Origin of the sequence: Streptomyces flaveolus (genome assembly GCF_044765825.1) — a bacterium.
Lineage (GTDB): Bacteria > Actinomycetota > Actinomycetes > Streptomycetales > Streptomycetaceae > Streptomyces > Streptomyces flaveolus.
Genome location: NZ_JBIWKU010000001.1, coordinates 143,599 through 161,205, shown reverse-complemented (window position 1 = coordinate 161,205; position 17,607 = coordinate 143,599). Strand labels below are relative to the sequence as shown.

The 17,607-nt window shown below is 72.2% G+C and carries 14 protein-coding genes; 5 read left to right on the top strand and 9 right to left on the bottom strand.

Annotated features, from left to right (window positions below):
* Positions 1-66: 66 nt before the first annotated feature.
* The 4 genes from ACIRG6_RS00705 to ACIRG6_RS00690 form a co-directional block, all read right to left on the bottom strand.
* Positions 67-1,752: an alkaline phosphatase D family protein gene (locus ACIRG6_RS00705; protein ID WP_364817760.1), complete on the bottom strand. Its 1,686-nt coding sequence runs from the start codon at positions 1,750-1,752 to the stop codon at positions 67-69.
* Positions 1,753-1,837: 85 nt separating this feature from the next.
* Complete coding sequence (locus ACIRG6_RS00700) at positions 1,838-2,638, bottom strand: DsbA family protein (RefSeq protein WP_364677832.1); 801 nt, start codon at positions 2,636-2,638, stop codon at positions 1,838-1,840.
* Between the two features lie 85 nt (positions 2,639-2,723).
* The gene (locus ACIRG6_RS00695; RefSeq protein ID WP_403320089.1) at positions 2,724-3,431 is read right to left on the bottom strand and encodes a hypothetical protein; all 708 of its coding nucleotides are present in this window, start codon (positions 3,429-3,431) and stop codon (positions 2,724-2,726) included.
* A gap of 69 nt (positions 3,432-3,500) precedes the next feature.
* Positions 3,501-4,826 (bottom strand): DUF2252 domain-containing protein, encoded by a 1,326-nt coding sequence (locus ACIRG6_RS00690; RefSeq protein ID WP_364677833.1) that lies wholly within the window; start codon positions 4,824-4,826, stop codon positions 3,501-3,503.
* 235 nt (positions 4,827-5,061) lie between these two features.
* On the opposite strand from ACIRG6_RS00690, the gene dnaE reads away from it, so the two are divergent.
* On the top strand, positions 5,062-8,601 hold the full coding sequence (gene dnaE, locus ACIRG6_RS00685) for a DNA polymerase III subunit alpha (RefSeq protein ID WP_239771374.1): 3,540 nt from the start codon (positions 5,062-5,064) through the stop codon (positions 8,599-8,601).
* A gap of 83 nt (positions 8,602-8,684) precedes the next feature.
* Here the strand turns inward: dnaE and ACIRG6_RS00680 are convergent, their stop codons facing one another.
* A complete protein-coding gene (locus ACIRG6_RS00680; RefSeq protein ID WP_350718875.1) occupies positions 8,685-8,849 on the bottom strand; it encodes a hypothetical protein in 165 nt (54 codons plus the stop codon).
* Positions 8,850-9,074: 225 nt separating this feature from the next.
* On the opposite strand from ACIRG6_RS00680, the gene ACIRG6_RS00675 reads away from it, so the two are divergent.
* From ACIRG6_RS00675 to ACIRG6_RS00660, 4 genes are all read left to right on the top strand, one after another.
* Positions 9,075-10,301, top strand: a complete 1,227-nt coding sequence (locus tag ACIRG6_RS00675; protein WP_365020622.1) for an NYN domain-containing protein — start codon at positions 9,075-9,077, stop codon at positions 10,299-10,301.
* Between the two features lie 120 nt (positions 10,302-10,421).
* The gene (locus ACIRG6_RS00670) at positions 10,422-11,396 is read left to right on the top strand and encodes an ABC transporter ATP-binding protein (RefSeq protein ID WP_239771498.1); all 975 of its coding nucleotides are present in this window, start codon (positions 10,422-10,424) and stop codon (positions 11,394-11,396) included.
* A 119-nt stretch (positions 11,397-11,515) separates the two neighbouring features.
* Complete coding sequence (locus ACIRG6_RS00665; RefSeq protein WP_318218181.1) at positions 11,516-12,334, top strand: ABC transporter permease; 819 nt, start codon at positions 11,516-11,518, stop codon at positions 12,332-12,334.
* Positions 12,335-12,368: 34 nt separating this feature from the next.
* On the top strand, positions 12,369-13,067 hold the full coding sequence (locus ACIRG6_RS00660; RefSeq protein ID WP_403320088.1) for an AAA family ATPase: 699 nt from the start codon (positions 12,369-12,371) through the stop codon (positions 13,065-13,067).
* A 218-nt stretch (positions 13,068-13,285) separates the two neighbouring features.
* Here the strand turns inward: ACIRG6_RS00660 and ybaK are convergent, their stop codons facing one another.
* From ybaK to ACIRG6_RS00640, 4 genes are all read right to left on the bottom strand, one after another.
* A complete protein-coding gene (gene ybaK / locus ACIRG6_RS00655; protein ID WP_403320087.1) occupies positions 13,286-13,789 on the bottom strand; it encodes a Cys-tRNA(Pro) deacylase in 504 nt (167 codons plus the stop codon).
* 13 nt (positions 13,790-13,802) lie between these two features.
* The gene (locus ACIRG6_RS00650; protein ID WP_364677839.1) at positions 13,803-14,543 is read right to left on the bottom strand and encodes an LON peptidase substrate-binding domain-containing protein; all 741 of its coding nucleotides are present in this window, start codon (positions 14,541-14,543) and stop codon (positions 13,803-13,805) included.
* Between the two features lie 73 nt (positions 14,544-14,616).
* Positions 14,617-15,585, bottom strand: a complete 969-nt coding sequence (locus tag ACIRG6_RS00645; protein WP_403320086.1) for a hypothetical protein — start codon at positions 15,583-15,585, stop codon at positions 14,617-14,619.
* Positions 15,586-15,984: 399 nt separating this feature from the next.
* Positions 15,985-17,562 (bottom strand): oxidoreductase, encoded by a 1,578-nt coding sequence (locus ACIRG6_RS00640; protein ID WP_403320085.1) that lies wholly within the window; start codon positions 17,560-17,562, stop codon positions 15,985-15,987.
* Between the last annotated feature and the right edge of the window lie 45 nt (positions 17,563-17,607).

The following is a 17,607-nucleotide window of genomic DNA, read 5'->3' as shown; positions in this document are numbered from 1 at the left end:
TTCGCGGTGATCCGCTCGTCGTGCCGGAACGGCCGAAAACCGCCGGTACGAGCGGACCGGCGGGGATCAGACGGGGGAGTAGACCCGCTCGACGTGCTGCGTGCCGCTGCGGGTGCGGTAGGAACGCGCCCACGTGGAGGTCGCGTTCGGGTCGGTGCGGTCGGAGACGACGTAGTAGTCCATCTGCGCGCGCTCGGCGGTGACGTCCAGCACGCCGTAGCCGTGCCGGTCGGTGTCGACCCAGTGGACGTGCCGGTTGGCCGCCCGGATGACCGGCGCGGCGACCGCGGACACCGTGCCCTCGGGGACCTTCAGGATGTCGTCCAGGTTGTCGGAGGTCACCGAGGTGACGACGAACTCCGTGGCCGCCGAGCCGGACAGCGGGTACGTGGCCGCGTTGTACGGCACGTCGTTGGCCCACGCCATGTGGATGTCGCCGGTCAGGAACACGGTGTTGCGGATCGCGTTGGCGCGCAGGTGGGCCAGCAGTTCGCGGCGGTCGTCGGTGTAGCCGTCCCACTGGTCGGTGTTGAGGGCGAGCCCTTCCTTCGGCAGGCCGAGGAGCTCGGCGAGCGGCTTCAGCAGCTCGGCGGGGAGCGAGCCGACCGCGAACGGCGACATCATCACCGGGTTGCCGACCAGCCGCCAGGCGGTGTCGGAGGACTTCAGGCCGGACTTGAGCCAGTCGAGCTGGGCGCGGCCGGTGAGGGTGCGGTCCGGGTCGTCGACGTCGCCGTTGCCGACGGCGGTCTGCTGCGAGCGGAACGAGCGCAGGTCCAGGAGGGAGAGGTCGACGAGCTTGCCGAAGCGCAGCCGGCGGTAGGTGGTGCCGGCGATCGCCGGGCGTACCGGCATCCACTCGAAGTAGGCCTGCTTCGCGGCGGCCTGACGCGCCGTCCAGCTGCCCTCCGCGCCCTCGGTGTGGTTCTCGGCGCCGCCCGACCAGGCGTCGTTGGCGAACTCGTGGTCGTCCCAGATGGCCACGACCGGCGCCGCGGCGTGCAGCGCCCGCAGGTCGGGGTCCGTCTTGTACCGGGCGTGCCGCGTGCGGTAGTCGGCGAGGGTGACGATCTCGTGGGTGGGCGCGTGCTGCCGTACGACGGTGTCGCGGGTGCCGTACTCGCCGGTGCCGTACTCGTAGATGTAGTCGCCCAGGTGCAGCCAGGCGTCCAGGTCGCCGCGCGCCGCGAGATGGCGGTACGCGGAGAAGTGGCCGGCCTCCCAGTTGGCGCAGGAGACCACGCCGAAGCGCAGGCCCGTGACGGCCGCGTCGGCCGCGGGGGCGGTCCGGGTACGGGCGACGGGGGAGTCGGTGGGGCCCGCCGAGAAGCGGTACCAGTAGTCCGTGGCGGGGGCGAGGCCCCGGATGTCCGCCTTGACCGTGTGGTCGGAGGCGGCGGTCGCGGTGAGGGACCCCTTGGCGACGATGTTCGTGAGCGCCTTGTCGGTGGCGACGACCCAGCTCACCTCGGTGTCCGGGCCGATGCCCGAACCCGGTATGGCCTCGGGCACCGGCGTCACCCGGGTCCACAGCAGGACGCCGTCGGGCAGCGGATCGCCGGAGGCGACGCCGTGCAGGAAGGCGGGGGCGGCGTCGGCGGCACCGGCGGGCAGTGCCGCGGCGAGCGGTGCCGCGAGGACGGCGCCGGCCGCCGCGGCCTTGACGACCGCACGGCGGCTGGGCGCGCGGGAGCCGGCGCGCTCGGCGGACGAGGGGAAGGTCTCTTCGGATGATCTGTGTCGACTGGTCACGGCCGATCAGGTTACTGATCGGTATGCGCGCGAGCGGGCGAACTCGCGAAAGTTCGCCCGCTCGTCGACTGCCCGGTGACTCGGGTTACTTGGTGACGCCCGCGTCCTTGAGCGCCTTCTGCCAGTCGGCGGCCGTGCTCGGGTTCTCGATCACCTTGTCGTTGATCTTGATGGTCGGGGTCGACTGGACACCGTCGGCGTCGTCGAAGGACTTGCTCATGCGCATCGCCCACGCGTCGTAGGTGCCCTGCTTCACGTCGTCCTGGAACTTCTTGTTGTTCTTCAGGGCGTCGACCGTGTTGGCCACCTTGATCAGGTAGTCGTCCTTGGCGAATTCGTCGGTGCTCTCCGAGGGGTGGTACTCGGAGGAGTACAGCGCGGTCTTGTAGTCGATGAACGCGTCCGTGCCGACGTTCAGCGCGGCACCCAGTGCGCTGAGGGCGTTCTTGGAGCCCTCTCCGCTGAGGTTGCCGTCGAGGAAGGTGCCGATCGTGAAGGAGAGCTTGTAGTCGCCGTCCTCCATGCCCTTGTTGATGGTCTCGCCGAGGTTCTGCTCGAGGGAGGCGCAGGCCGGGCAGCGCGGGTCCTCGTAGAGGTGGATCACGTTGTCGGACTTGGAGTCGCCGGCCACGATCGTGGTGCCGTCCTTGCCCGAGGTGTGGGCCGGGGCCACCACCTCGGCCTCGGCGGCCTTCTCCCAGCCGGTGGGCTTGTTCATCTGCACGACGGCGTAGCTGATGCCGCCGGCTATCGCCAGCACGCCGACGAGGGAGCAGGCCACGATGACCTGCCGCTTGGCCTTGTCGCGCTTGGCCTGGCGCTCGCGCTCCTCGCGCAGGCGCTCACGGGCCGCCGTCTTCGCCGACTGGCTGTTCCGCTTGCTCATGGTGATGTTCTCTCCGGGGACGCGCACACGGGGGTGTGCGGAAACGGGTACGGGGGCTGGCTGTCGGCGCTCGGTGACCGGGGGGTCACACGAGGGCGAGCGAGACCGGCGGTCCGCGCCGTCCCAGGGAGTGCGTGAGGATCCGCTCGCGGGCGCCGGCGGTGCGGCGGACCACCGGGGCCGGGCGGCGCACCGCCGGGGCCCGGCGGACGGCCACGGCCGCGACGGCGAGCAGGAGCGGACGGAAGGTCGTCGCGGCCACCGCGCTCAGCAGCCGGCCCAGCGCGCGCTCGCCGCGCCGCAGCCAGGCCGCCGCGACCAGGCCGACCCCGACGTGCGCGCCCAGCAGCAGCCAGGCGGTCGCGGGGTCGGCGTGGGCGAGCAGGGCCGCCACCCGGTCGGTGTCGGCACCGGTCACCCGGGTCAACGGCGTGCCGACCCCGGTCCCCAGGCCCATGCCGTCGCCGCACAGGACGTCGAAGCCCACCGAGCGCAGGGGACCCGCGACGGGGCCGCCCGCCCTGCCGTAGCAGACGTGCTGGCCGGTGGTGAAGACGGTGTCGGCGGCCAGCTCCAGCGGGATCAGCAGGGCGGCGATCGGCCCGAAGCCGCGCTCGCGCCGTCCGGCCAGGGCGTACGCGATCAGGAACACGGCGGCGGCGACCGCGGCCACCGTGCTCAGCGGCAGCGGGACCCCGGACAGCAGCACGTGCGACGTGGTGCTGAGGGTCACGACGAGTGCCGTGAACAGCGCCGCGCGTACGGCTCTGAGCGGGGTTCCGGATATGTCCATAGCGAGTCAAGAGTGTGTCATGGGGACCGGTAAGAGGCCCCTAAAGGGTCCCTGTGAGAGAGCCGGCGGTCACAGACCCGGGATCCGGCCGTTGCGGAAGAGGTCGACGAAGGTCTGGTGGTCGGCGCGCGCGCGTGCCCCGTAGCCGTGGGCGAAGTCGACCAGCAGGGGCGCGAAGCCCTCCTCGTCGGCCGCGATGGCCGCGTCGATGGCCCGCTCGGTGGAGAACGGCACCAGGGACTCCCCGGACTGGTCGTCCGCCGCCGCGTGCATCGCGGCCGTGGCCCGGCCCAGATCGGCGACGACCTCGGCGATCTCCTCGGGGTCGTCGATGTCGCCCCAGTCCAGGTCCACCGCGTACGGCGAGACCTCGGCGACCAGCTGGCCGGCGCCGTCCAGCTCGGTCCAGCCCAGCCACGGGTCGGCGTGCGCCTGGAGCGCGCGCTGGGAGATCACCGTGCGGTGGCCCTCGTGCTGGAAGTAGTCCCGGATCGCCTGGTCGGTGATGTGCCGGGAGACCGCCGGGGTCTGGGCCTGCTTGACGTAGATCACCACGTCGTTCTCCAGGGCGTCGCTGTTGCCCTCCAGGAGGATGTTGTACGACGGCAGGCCGGCGGAGCCGATACCGATGCCCCGGCGGCCGACGACGTCCTTGACGCGGTAGGAGTCCGGGCGGGTCAGCGACGATTCCGGGAGCGTCTCCAGATAGCCGTCGAAGGCGGCCAGCACCTTGTACCGGGTGGCCGCGTCCAGCTCGACGGAGCCGCCGCCGTCGGCGAAGCGGCGCTCGAAGTCGCGGATCTCCGTCATCGAGTCCAGCAGCCCGAACCGGGTCAGCGAACGGGCGACGCGCAGCGCGCCCAGCAGCGGGCCCTCCGCGGTGTCCAGCGTGAACGGCGGCACCTCGTCGCTCTTGGCGCCCGTGGCCAGCGAGTGGATCCGCTCGCGGTACGCGCCCGCGTACACCCGCACCAGCTCGGTGATCTGCTCGTCACTGAGCGCCTTCGCGTACCCGATCAGCGCGATGGACGCCGCGAAGCGCTTGAGGTCCCAGGTGAAGGGGCCGACGTAGGCCTCGTCGAAGTCGTTGACGTTGAAGATCAGGCGGCCGGTCGAGTCCATGTACGTGCCGAAGTTCTCCGCGTGCAGGTCGCCGTGGATCCACACCCGGGAGGTCCGCTCGTCCAGGTACGGGCCGCCCGCGGTCTCCGCGTCCAGGTCGTGGTAGAAGAGGCACGCCGTGCCCCGGTAGAAGGCGAAGGCCGAGGCCGCCATCTTGCGGAACTTCACGCGGAACGCGGCGGGGTCGGCGGCCAGGAGCTCGCCGAAGGCGGTGTCGAAGACGGCGAGGATCTCCTCGCCGCGGTGCTCGTCGCTGAGCTGCGGAACCGACATCGCTGGGTGCCTCCTGGTACGGGTGGTGCGTGGCGAGTGGGGCGGAAACTGCACTCGGACCAACGTTCGAGGGCATGCGGGAGTGCCCGCGGCCCGGGGCCGGTCCGACACGCGGGGCCCCGCACGAAGGTACGCGGCCGGGGCCCCGGAGTGTCAGTCCCGGGGCATAGACTTCGACGCTGACCCCCCGGACTGACCGCAGCCCGTCGCCCAGAGTTTTCCCAGGAGGCCGCACGTGTCCAAGCCGCCGTTCACGCACCTGCACGTCCACACCCAGTACTCGCTGCTGGACGGTGCCGCGCGGCTGAAGGACATGTTCGACGCGTGCAATGAGATGGGCATGACGCACATCGCCATGTCCGACCACGGCAACCTGCACGGGGCGTACGACTTCTTCCACTCCGCGAAGAAGGCCGGAATCACCCCGATCATCGGGATCGAGGCGTATGTCGCTCCCGAGTCGCGCCGCAACAAGCGCAAGATCCAGTGGGGCCAGCCGCACCAGAAGCGCGACGACGTCTCCGGCTCGGGCGGTTACACCCACAAGACGATGTGGGCGACCAACAAGACGGGGCTGCACAACCTCTTCCGCCTCTCCTCCGACGCGTACGCCGAGGGCTGGCTGCAGAAGTGGCCCCGGATGGACAAGGAGACCATCTCCCAGTGGTCCGAGGGGATCGTCGCCTCCACCGGCTGCCCCTCCGGGGAGGTGCAGACCCGGCTGCGCCTCGGCCACTTCGACGAGGCCCTCAAGGCCGCCGCCGACTACCAGGACATCTTCGGCAAGGACCGCTATTTCCTGGAGCTGATGGACCACGGCATCGAGATCGAGCACCGGGTCCGCGACGGCCTGCTGGAGATCGGGAAGAAGCTCGGCATCCCGCCGCTGGTGACGAACGACTCGCACTACACCTACGCGCACGAGGCGACCGCCCACGACGCCCTGCTGTGCATCCAGACCGGCAAGAACCTCTCCGACCCGGACCGCTTCCGCTTCGACGGCACCGGCTACTACCTGAAGTCCACGGACGAGATGTACGCCATCGACTCCTCGGACGCCTGGCAGGAGGGCTGCGCCAACACGCTCCTGGTCGCGGAGATGGTCGACACCGACGGCATGTTCGAGAAGCGCGACCTCATGCCGAAGTTCGACATCCCCGAGGGCTACACGGAGATCACCTGGTTCCAGGAGGAGGTCCGCCGCGGCATGGAGCGCCGCTTCCCCGGCGGCGTCCCCGAGGACCGCCAGAAGCAGGCCGAGTACGAGATGGACGTCATCATCCAGATGGGGTTCCCGGGCTACTTCCTCGTGGTCGCCGACTTCATCATGTGGGCCAAGAACCAGGGCATCGCCGTCGGCCCCGGCCGAGGCTCCGCGGCCGGTTCGATCGTGGCGTACGCGATGGGCATCACCGACCTCGACCCCATCCCGCACGGCCTGATCTTCGAGCGGTTCCTCAACCCCGAGCGCGTCTCCATGCCCGATGTCGACATCGACTTCGACGAGCGCCGGCGCGTCGAGGTGATCAGGTACGTGACGGAGAAGTACGGCGCCGACAAGGTCGCCATGATCGGCACGTACGGCAAGATCAAGGCGAAGAACGCCATCAAGGACTCCGCGCGCGTGCTGGGCTACCCGTACGCGATGGGCGACCGGCTCACCAAGGCCATGCCCGCCGACGTCCTCGGCAAGGGCATCGACCTCAACGGCATCACCGACCCGACGCACCCGCGGTACAGCGAGGCCGGCGAGATCCGCTCGATGTACGAGAACGAGCCGGATGTGAAGAAGGTCATCGACACCGCCAAGGGCGTCGAGGGCCTGGTCCGGCAGATGGGCGTGCACGCCGCCGGCGTCATCATGTCCAGCGAGCCCATCGTCGACCACGCCCCCATCTGGGTGCGGCACACGGACGGCGTGACCATCACGCAGTGGGACTACCCGCAGTGCGAGTCGCTCGGCCTGCTGAAGATGGACTTCCTCGGCCTGCGCAACCTCACGATCATGGACGACGCCGTCAAGATGGTGAAGTCCAACAAGGGCGTCGACCTCGACCTCCTGTCGCTGCCGCTGGACGACCCCACGACCTTCGAACTGCTCCAGCGCGGTGACACGCTCGGCGTCTTCCAGTTCGACGGCGGCCCGATGCGCTCGCTGCTGCGGCTGATGAAGCCCGACAACTTCGAGGACATCTCCGCCGTCTCCGCGCTCTACCGTCCCGGCCCCATGGGCATGGACTCGCACACCAACTACGCGCTGCGCAAGAACGGCCTCCAGGAGATCACCCCGATCCACAAGGAGCTGGAGGAACCCCTCCAGGAGGTCCTGGCGGTCACCTACGGCCTGATCGTCTACCAGGAGCAGGTGCAGAAGGCCGCCCAGATCATCGCGGGCTACTCGCTCGGCGAGGCCGACATCCTGCGCCGCGTGATGGGCAAGAAGAAGCCCGAGGAACTGGCGAAGAACTTCGTCCTCTTCCAGGCCGGCGCCCGCAAGAAGGGCTACAGCGACGAGGCCATCCAGGCGCTGTGGGACGTGCTGGTCCCGTTCGCCGGATACGCGTTCAACAAGGCGCACTCGGCCGCGTACGGACTGGTCTCGTACTGGACGGCGTACCTCAAGGCCAACTACCCCGCCGAGTACATGGCCGCGCTGCTCACCTCGGTCAAGGACGACAAGGACAAGTCGGCGGTCTACCTCAACGAGTGCCGCCGCATGGGCATCAAGGTGCTCCCGCCCAACGTCAACGAGTCCATGTCGAACTTCGCCGCGCAGGGCGACGACGTGATCCTCTTCGGCCTCTCCGCCGTCCGCAACGTGGGCACCAACGTGGTCGACTCGATCATCAGGTGCCGCAAGGCCAAGGGGAAGTACACCTCCTTCCCCGACTACCTGGACAAGGTGGAGGCGGTCGTCTGCAACAAGCGGACGACGGAGTCGCTGATCAAGGCCGGCGCCTTCGACGAGATGGGCCACACCCGCAAGGGCCTCACCGCGCAGTACGAACCGATGATCGACAACGTGGTCGCGGTCAAGCGCAAGGAGGCCGAGGGCCAGTTCGACCTCTTCGGCGGCATGGGCGAGGAGCAGAACGACGAGCCCGGCTTCGGGCTCGACGTCACCTTCAGCGACGAGGAGTGGGACAAGACCTATCTGCTCGCGCAGGAGCGGGAGATGCTCGGTCTGTACGTCTCCGACCATCCGCTCTTCGGCCTGGAGCACGTGCTGTCCGACAAGGCCGACGCGGGCATCTCCCAGCTCACCGGCGGTGACTTCGGCGACGGCGCGGTCGTCACCATCGGCGGCATCATCTCCGGCCTCCAGCGCAAGATGACCAAGCAGGGCAACGCCTGGGCCATCGCCACCGTCGAGGACCTGGCCGGCTCCATCGAGTGCATGTTCTTCCCCGCGACCTACCAGTTGGTGTCCACCCAACTCGTCGAGGACGCCGTGGTGTTCGTCAAGGGACGCCTCGACAAGCGGGAGGACGTGCCGCGGCTGGTCGCGATGGAGCTGATGATCCCCGACCTGTCCAACGCGGGTGCCAACGCACCCGTGGTCCTCACCATCCCGGCGACCCGGGTCACTCCGCCGATGGTCAGCCGCCTCGGCGAGATCCTCACCCACCACCGGGGCGACAGCGAGGTGCGGATCAAGCTCCAGGGGCCGACGAAGACGACGGTGCTGCGCCTGGACCGGCACCGGGTGAAGCCCGATCCGGCGCTGTTCGGTGACCTGAAGGTGCTGCTCGGCCCGTCCTGCCTGGCGGGCTGACGACCGAAGCGGCGAAGGGGCGCACCCGGCATCGGGTGCGCCCCTTCGTGTCACGGCGGGCGCAAGGGCCCGTGCGCCGGACGTCAGTTGTGGCCGAAGCGCTTCTGCCGCTTGCGGGAGGCCGCGTCGCCGGGCGACAGCGGCGGGGCGTGCTGCTCCTCGCGGTCCAGCACGGCCGACTCGGCGGCCTGCGGGGCACGGGCGGACTGGGACTGCTTACGCTCACGGTTGTTCTTGTTCTTGGCCATGGTGATCTACCTCCTGAGGGGGATCTGTCGGGCCAGGTACCGCATCAGATTCACATAGACTGAAAAAGAACGCATATCGGGTAATTACCGTGCGTGACACGGCTCATCGGGCCGCGGACCGCCGAAACGCCACGCCGAAGATCGAGTTCGGGCCGTTAACCTCCGCGCCGTCGGGCAGACTCGAAGGAAGCCCGAAGCAAACCTCCCGGAAAGAGGGTGGATCGCGTGGACCGCTGCATCGTCCTGGTGGACGCCGGGTACCTGCTGGGGGCGGCCGCCAGTCTCCTCGCCGGGGAGCCCTCGCGCTCGCGCATCACCGTCGATCACGCCGCCCTCATCCAGGGATTGCGCGATCGCGCCGAGTCCGACACGCAGCAGCCCCTGCTGCGCATCTACTGGTTCGACGGCGCCCCCGACCGCGTCCCGCAGCCCGAACACCGCCGGCTGCGCGTGATGCCCCGGGTCACCGTCCGCCTCGGCGCCCTCACACGCAGTGACGGCCGCTGGGCGCAGAAGGGCGTGGACGCGGCCATGCACGCCGAACTGACCGAGCTGGCCCGCAACCGGGCCTGTTCCGACGTCGTCCTGGTGACCGGCGACGGCGACCTGCTGCCCGGCATGATGGCCGCCAAGGAACACGGTGTCGCCGTCCACCTGTGGGCCGTGCAGGCCGCCGACGGCGACTACAACCAGTCCGAGGACCTGGTCGCCGAGGCCGACGAGCGCCGCGTGCTGGACCGCGCCTGGATCACCAAGGCGGTGCGCGCCAAGGAGGTCGGCGGCATCTGCGCCCCGCCCCCCGTGCCCCGGCCCGAGATCGCCGCGATCCTGTCCGCGCCGCTGCCCGAGTCCGCCCTGTCCGCCGCGGCCGAACGGCCCGCCCGGGAACCCGCGCATCCCGCGGCGGACGCCGCCGCACGCAACGGCAGCGAGGAGCGCGCGACGCCCGCCAGGGGCGTCCCCACCCCCAAGGACCTGGCCTCGCTGCGCGCCCCCGGCGCCCCGTCCGGCGCCCCGTCCGCCGCGCCCCCGCCGACCGCCACCCTGCGCTGGTCCTCCGACAAGGGCTGGGTCGACCGGCCCGCCGCCGAGCCGGCCGAGGCCGTCGCACTGCCGACCCTGGCCCAGCTCACCACGGCCGAGCAGCGCTGGGCCGACCGCGAGGAGGACATCACCACGGTCGGCGGCGACCCGTACGAGGTCGGGCAGGTCTTCGCCCGCCGCTGGGTGGAACGCCTCGGTGACCACGGCCACCTGCAGAAACTGTCGGGCATGTACCCCCGCATCCCGCACCGGGTCGACGGGGAGCTGCTGCGGTACGCCGCCCGCTTCGGACTGCTGGCCCACAAGGACGACCAGATCGACGAGCACGACCGGTACGCGATCAGGGCCGGGTTCTGGCGGGAGATCGACGTGCGGACCGCCACCGAGCGCGCTCCCGCCGGGGAGTGAAGCCCCGGCCGAATTGATGCTTATGGGCGGACCCCAGGGCGAGGCGGGGTTCACGACCACGTACTCTCGTCCCTTGTGAATACGCGCGCGACCCAGGCACTTCGACCCGGTGGCGATGCCGTGTGCGTGGTGCGCGGACTGATCAAGACCTATGCGGCGGTACGCGGCCGGCGCGGCGTTCCCGCCGCCCCCGAGGTCCGCGCCACCGACGACGTGACGCTGGAGATCCGCCGCGGTGAGATCTTCGGACTGCTCGGGCCGAACGGCGCGGGAAAGTCCACCCTCGTCCGCCAGCTGACCGGCCTGATGCGGCCCGACAGCGGCAGCGTGGAGATCCTCGGCCACGACATCGTGCGCCATCCCGAGCGGGCCGCGCGGATCCTCGCCTACCTCGGTCAGGAGTCCAGCGCCCTGGACGAGCTCACCGTCTCGCTCGCCGCCGAGACCACCGGGCGGCTGCGCGGCCTGGACGCCGCCGACGCACGCGCCGAGCGGGACGCCGTCCTCGACGAACTGGGCCTGACCCCCATCGCCTCGCGCCCGCTCAAGAAGCTCTCCGGCGGACAGCGGCGCCTGGCCTGCTTCGCCGCCGCGCTGGTGGGGGAGCGCCCGCTGCTCGTCCTGGACGAGCCCACCACCGGCATGGACCCGGTGGCACGGCGCGCCGTCTGGGCCGCCGTCGACCGCCGGCGTGCCGAGCGCGGTACGACCGTGCTGCTCGTCACCCACAACGTCATCGAGGCCGAGACCGTCCTCGACCGGGTCGCCGTCCTCGACCGCGGCCGTGTGATCGCCTGCGACACCCCGGCCGGACTCAAGGAGCAGGTCGCCGGCGAGGTCCGTGTCGACCTGGTGTGGCGCGAGAGCGCCCCGCTGGGCGTGCCCGAGGTCGCCGCGCTGCGCGACCGGGCCGCCGAGTCGGGACGCCGCTGGACGCTGCGGCTCGCCCCGGAGGAGGCCCGCACGGTCGTGGCCACCGTCACCGGCGGGGCCGCGTTCGCCGCGCTGGACGACTTCACCCTGGCCACGCCCAGCCTGGAGGACGTGTACCTGGCGCTGGGCGGTGCCGCGCGGCAGGGGCTGGTCAGGGCGTGAGCGCGCGAGCGGTGAGAACGCGCGACGCCGCGTCCGTACCGGACGGGGCGAGCGCCTGCGTGAGGACTGGCTAAGTGCAGACTGGCTCAGCGACGAGTGGTGAAGGGGAGCAGCACGACGTGAGTGTCGTACCCGCCGAAGTCCTGCCCGACGGTGCCCCGGCCGCCGAGGAGCGGGGCGTCGCAGCCGCACTCGGGCCCCGGGCGCGGCTGTGGCCCTCCCTGGTGGCGGTGTACCGGGCGCAGCTGTCCCGGGCGCGGGTCGCGCGTATCCCGCTGCTGTTCGTGGCCACGTTCCAGTCGATCGGCATCATGATCCTGATGCGCGGCGTCGTGGACGGCGGCGGCGAGGCACAGGCCGTGGTCGCCGGGTCGGCGGTGCTCGTCGTGGCCTTCGTCGCGCTGAACCTCCTCGCCCAGTACTTCGGGCAGCTGCGCGCGAGCGGCGGCCTCGACCACTACGCGACGCTGCCGGTGCCGCCGGCCGCGGTGGTCCTGGGCGCGGCGGGCGCGTACGCGTCCTTCACCGTGCCGGGGACCGTGGTGACGGCGGTGGTCGGATGCCTGCTGTTCGGGCTGCCGATGACCCATCTGTGGGTGCTGGTGGCCGTGATCCCGCTGGCCGGCGCCGCGCTCGCCGGGCTGGGCGCGGCACTGGGCCTGCTCGCGCCCCGGCCGGAGCTCGCCACCCTGCTGGGCCAGCTGGGCATGTCGGCGGCGCTGCTGCTGGGCGTGCTGCCCGCCGAGCGGATGCCGGAGGCGGTACGGCTGGCCCGCGACCTGCTGCCCTCGACGTACGGCGTGGAGGCCTTCGCGCGCACCTTCGGAACAAGGCCCGACTGGGCCTTCGTCCTCGGTGACCTCGCCGTGTGCGCGGCGGTCGGCGTGATCTCCCTGGCCGTCGCCACCTGGGCGTACCGCCGGGCCGCCGTCCGGTGACGCGCGGCACAGGCGGGTTTGGCACGATGGCAGGGTGACCGCACCTCTGACTCCCCCTCCGCCGCCGAACGATCACTCGTCGTCCCACGACGGGCCGGTGCCGCCGCCCGTGGGCGCGCATGCGGTGGGTACCACGTACGACCACCACGGCGAACAGGACGGCCCCGGGATGCTGACCGAAGTGCGGCAGGCCGCCGTGACGCTGGTGGCGGTGGCGCTCTCCGGCGTCCTGCTGGGCGTGCTGTGGTGGTGGCTGGCGCCGAGCGTGCCGCTCGTCGGTGACGTCGTGGACGGCAGCTGGGTGGTCTACCTGAAGGACTCCGAGGGCGAGCAGGCCGTCGGGGTCGACGGCACGTTCACGCTGCTCGCGCTCGGATTCGGGGCGCTCAGCGCGCTGGTCGTCTTCCTGCTGCGGCGGCGCGGGGGTGTGCTGCTGGTGGTGGCGCTGGGCGTCGGCGCCTTCCTCGGTTCGCTGCTGGCGTGGCGGGTCGGGGTGTGGCTGGGGCCCGGCCAGGACGTCATCGCCCACGCGCGGGAGGTGGGCAAGGGGGCGACGTTCTCCGCGCCGCTGAAGCTGGGCGCGAAGGGGGCGTGGCTGGCGTGGCCGTTCGCCGCGCTGGTGGTGCACCTGGGGCTGACGGGCCTGTTCGGCCCCCGGGACCCGGAGCCGGACCCGTACGACCGGCACCAGCCGTACCTTCCGCAGGGGCCCTACGGCGGCAAGTCCGCGTAGGCCGCCGGGCAGCCGACCAGCTCCCGCTTGGCCGGTCCGCGCGCCGGCCGTGGCGCCCGGCCCGGCGCGGACGGCCGTGTCCCGACGGCGCGGGGACAGACATTGTGCGCGGTCGGCGCGGGGCGGCCGTGGGTGCCGGACGGCGTGAGCCGTCGTGTCCGGTCGGTGCGGGACGGCCCTGGTGGCCCGATGGCGCGGGGTGGGCGTCCCGTGCGAGGTCAGGTGCGGCCGATGGGGGCGAGGGTCGCGGACGTCAGTTTCGCCAGGTCGTCGGGGGACAGTTCGACCTCCAGGCCGCGGCGGCCCGCCGAGACGCAGATCGTGGTGTGGCCGGACGCCGACGTGTCCAGGACCGTCGGGAGCCGCTTGCGCTGGCCGAGAGGCGAGATGCCGCCCCGCACATAACCCGTGGTGCGCTCGGCCAGGGCCGGATCGGCCATCGCCGCCCGCTTGCCGCCGACCGCGGAGGCCAGCGCCTTCAGGTCCAGCTGGCCCGCCACCGGGACCACCGCGACCGTCAGCGCGCCGTCGACGTCCGCCACCAGCGTCTTGAAGACGCGCTCCGGCGACACCCCCATCGCCTCGGCCGCCTCCTCGCCGTAGGACGGGTGGGCGGGGTCGTGGTCGTAGGCGTGGACCGTGTACGTCACCCCGGCCGCCGTGAGGGCCACCGTCGCGGGCGTTCCGCCCGACTGCTGCTGCTTCTTCGGCTTCTTCGCCATCCGGGCCAGTACCTCAGTTGAAACTCGTCGGGCCGCGCGTCAGGTCGGACGCCGGCAGGGACGGCAGCGTACGGATGATCGCGGTCTCGGTGCGAAGGAGTTTCAGCTCGTCGCGCAGCCGGGACGCGGTGTCCGGTGCCTGGAGCAGGCGCTGCTTGGTCGGTGTGTCCAGCATCATCGCGGCGGCGACCAGGTAGGAGACCACGCCCGGTTCGTCCGGCAGGTCCGCGCCGGTCGCCAGCGAGCGCTCGCGGGCCCCCGCCAGCCGCTTCTGGTACTGCCGGAACGACCGCAGCACTCCCTCGGCCAGCGCTCCCGCCTCGTCTCCGAGGTCCTCGGCCAGCGGTTCGAGCTCGGCCGTCAGGAACGGCCCGGAGGCGTCCACCGACAGCACACGCACCCGGGTGGTCCCGGTCGCCAGCACCTCGAAGGTGCCGTCGGCCCGCTCCCGGACGGTCGCGGCGTCCGCGATGCAGGCCACCTTGTGGAAGGACTTGGCCGGGTCGGGGCCGAACCCGGCCGTGGGGCCGCGCTCGGGCACCGCCGTCGGGTCGGGCATGCCGGGTGCGCTCGGGGCGACCTCGTGGCCGTCGCGGATCGCCACGACGGCGAACCGGCGCGGTTCTTCCTCGGGGGTCTTCAGCAACTCGCGCATCATGGCGCGATAGCGCTCCTCGAAAATGTTGAGCGGGAGCACCAGCCCCGGGAACAACACCGAGTTCAGGGGGAAGAGGGGGAGCCGGACGGTGGTCACGACGCAGAAGCCTAATGGTCGCCGGGGCGGGCGCGACCGCCGTGCCCACTTCCTGGATGGCGCGAACCCGCCGTCACCCCCGTGGCCGCACCGCCGCGCGGACGTTCCTGCGCACCTGGAGGAACCGGCCGAGCGGATCGTCCGCGTCCCGTTCCCACGGGAAGGACGTGACGTACGGGCCGGTCAGCCGCAGTTGTTCCGCCGCGTCCCGCGGACGCTCCAGGCGGACCAGGACGTACGTCAGCAGGTTGCGCAGCTCCGCCGGCCAGGGGTCCGCGGCCGGGTACGCGGCCGACAGGACGATCGCGCGGTCGGCCGCCGCGTCCAGCCGGGCCCGGTCCACGCCGGGCACGGGGTCCCGGCCGGACACCTGGCCGCCGGCGCGGGCCAGGCAGGCGAAGACCGCCCGCATCGGCAGCGCGCGTACGAGCGCGTCCTCGGGGGCGTCCTGCGCGGCCGTCTCGGCGAAGTCGAGGCACTCGCGGTGGGCGCGGGGAGAGGCGGCCGACAGGTACTCCAGGGCGGCGACATGGCAGCCGTAGTGGTGCGGGGAGCGGCGGACCGCCTGCTCCCAGAGCCGCTCGAACTCGGCGTGTCCCGGCGCGCCCCGCGCGGTGTCCAGCGCGACGCGCCACGGCACCGGGTCGGGTCCGCCGGCCTCGGTGGCGGCCGTGACCGCGGGGCCCACCTGGCGCAGGAGTTCTGCGCGGGCCGGTGAGTCCCAGCAGCGGTCCACGGCCAGCCGGGCCCGGACCAGCAGGGCACCGGGGTCGTCCGGGGCGGTGGCGTGCCAGTGCTCGAGCCATTCGGAGCGGGAGCGGGCGAAGGCGGCCAGGTGGGTGGCGTAGCGGTCGCGGTGTTCCCACTCGGCTTTCTCCCGGGTGCCGGCGAGCAGGCCTGCCGCGGGGGCGTACTCGCCGCGGGCCGCGGCGACCAGGGCGGGGGCGAGGCGGTCGTCGGGGGCGTCGAGGAGCACGTCGGCCTCGTCGTCGGCGGTCGGTGCGGCGGCGGGCCGCGACGAACGGAGGAACGCGCGCAGCATGGCCAGTACGACGGCCGACGGTGCGGGATGGTTGTGCGGGGGTGGCCTCGGCTTCGCCTTCGGCCTGTGTGTTCCCAGCCGCACCACCCGTGCGGACTTGTTGCGGGGTGCGGATGGCCCCCGTGGGGCGGGTTGTGCGGGGGGCGGCCTCGGCTTAGCTGCGGCCTGTGTGTTCCCAGCCGCACCACCCGTGCGGACTCGTCGTCGGGTGCGGGTGGCCCCGCGCGGGGCGACCTCGCCGTCGGCGGCTGCCGGTCGGCAGCCGGGAACGGGGCGGGGCTCGGTGGGCTCGGCGTCGCCCGCGCCGCGTGCCGTGCTGCCCCGCACGCCCTGCGGGGCCGGCGCGCCCGCGGCATGCCGTCGCCCCCGAGTGGCCTTGCCGGGCGGCGTCCGCCGGCGTCAGTTGCGGCGCAACAGTCTCGTCGCGCCCGCCGCGACCGTCGTGGCGAGGACCCAGCCGAGCAGGATCATCACCGCCGCCAGCCACTGCCAGGCCCCGCGCAGCTGCCAGAAGCCCACCTGGCCCAGGTCGATGACCGGTAGCAGCAGGTCGAGGGCGAACAGGGCCGGGTTCCAGTCCGGGTGCTCGCCGCTCTTGAGCGGCGGATGGTCGGTGCGCGAGAAGGCGAACGAGCCCGCCGCCCACAGCACCGCCATCCACACCGCGGCCCGCCCCGGCCGGTAGCCGTAGGCCACCGTCCAGTCCTGTGCGTACCCCACCAGCTTCGCGGCGAGCGGCAGGCTCTCGCGGCGCCGTCGGTGCTTGGCGAGCAGCACCTCACGGGCGTCCTCGTCCTCGCCGCAGGCCCGCAGCACGGCGGCGAGGCGCTCGTACGGCTCCGGGTGGTACTCGGCGGTCGCGGCACCCACCCACCGCAGCCGCTTCGCCAGCGGGAACGGCCCCCGCGGCACCAGGTTCTCGTAGGAGAAGCCGCCCATCTGCAGCCGGCCCGGGCCCGGCCAGCTGTCCGCCCGGTCCATCAGGTTGACCACCCGCGCCCCCGACAGCACCACCCGCCCCCGCGCCGGCCGCTCGCCGAGGAACCGCAGCTCGGGCGTCTGCACCCGGCGCAGCGACAGCTCCTGGTCGTCGGTGAAGGTGAACCGGGCGTGCTCGAAGTCGACGGCGTCCCCGAACCGCCCGTCGTCCAGCCGCACCCCGCCCTCGCACTCGAACCGCTGGATCCGCGTCCCCTGCGCCGGAGTGGTGCCGCGCAGCATCGGGCTGCCCAGGCCCGCCGGTGTCAGGTACAGGGTGCGCTCCACCGCCAGCCTCGGGGCGTTCAGCGCGTGCCGCGTGTACGGGTTGAGCAGCCGGGCGCCGCGCAGGCTCAGGGAGACCCCGACCTGGGCGCTGCGCAGACTCACCTCGCCGTACGACTCGAGCATCTCGGCCTGGAGGTCCTGGCCGACGGTCAGGCCGTCCGCCGCGATGGAACGGCCGCTGCGGTCCCGGTGCACGACCGCCTGGCTGAGCAGCAGGTCGGTGCCTATCTGGGCGTCGGTGAGCCGGATCCCGCCCGGAATCCGGCAGCGCGGCAGGTGCAGATCGCCCTCGGTGTGCAGCCGGGCCGCCTCCAGCCGCGGCACCGAGCAGTCCACCATCCGCAGGGTGGTGAAGCGGGTCTCCGGCAGCAGGACCTCCCGCTCGAAGCGGCAGCCCCGCAGCTCGACGTACGGCACCACCGTGCCGCCGGCCAGATCCATGGTGTCGCTGATCTGCACGCCCACGAGCTGCAGCGAGGAGACGCGGCCCGCGAGCGCGGGCGGGCCGTCGAGGAGCAGCCAGCACACGATGCGGGCCCGCACGGTCCGCTCGGGCCCCCACGGCTGCGCGCCGTGCGGATCGTCGACGAGCGCGTCCCCGCTGCTCAGGTCGTACACGCTGCCGTTGCGGAAGGCCTGCCACATGCCCGCCTCCGCGGCGGTCAGGTCGTCCGGCAGCTCTCCGTCACGGCGGCCGTCCCCCTCGGTCACGGCGCTTCACTCCCTCCCCGGCTACTCGCGAGTCACACACGCTTC

Bases quoted from the DNA above. Each gene is read 5' to 3' on its own strand.
- ybaK (WP_403320087.1), bottom strand. From the start codon at position 13,789: ATGGCGAAGAAGCCGAAGAAGCAGCAGCAGTCGGGCGGAACGCCCGCG.
- ACIRG6_RS00680 (WP_350718875.1), bottom strand. From the start codon at position 8,849: ATGGCCAAGAACAAGAACAACCGTGAGCGTAAGCAGTCCCAGTCCGCC.
- ACIRG6_RS00695 (WP_403320089.1), bottom strand. From the start codon at position 3,431: ATGGACATATCCGGAACCCCGCTCAGAGCCGTACGCGCGGCGCTGTTC.
- ACIRG6_RS00700 (WP_364677832.1), bottom strand. From the start codon at position 2,638: ATGAGCAAGCGGAACAGCCAGTCGGCGAAGACGGCGGCCCGTGAGCGC.
- ACIRG6_RS00690 (WP_364677833.1), bottom strand. From the start codon at position 4,826: ATGTCGGTTCCGCAGCTCAGCGACGAGCACCGCGGCGAGGAGATCCTC.
- ACIRG6_RS00645 (WP_403320086.1), bottom strand. From the start codon at position 15,585: ATGCTGCGCGCGTTCCTCCGTTCGTCGCGGCCCGCCGCCGCACCGACC.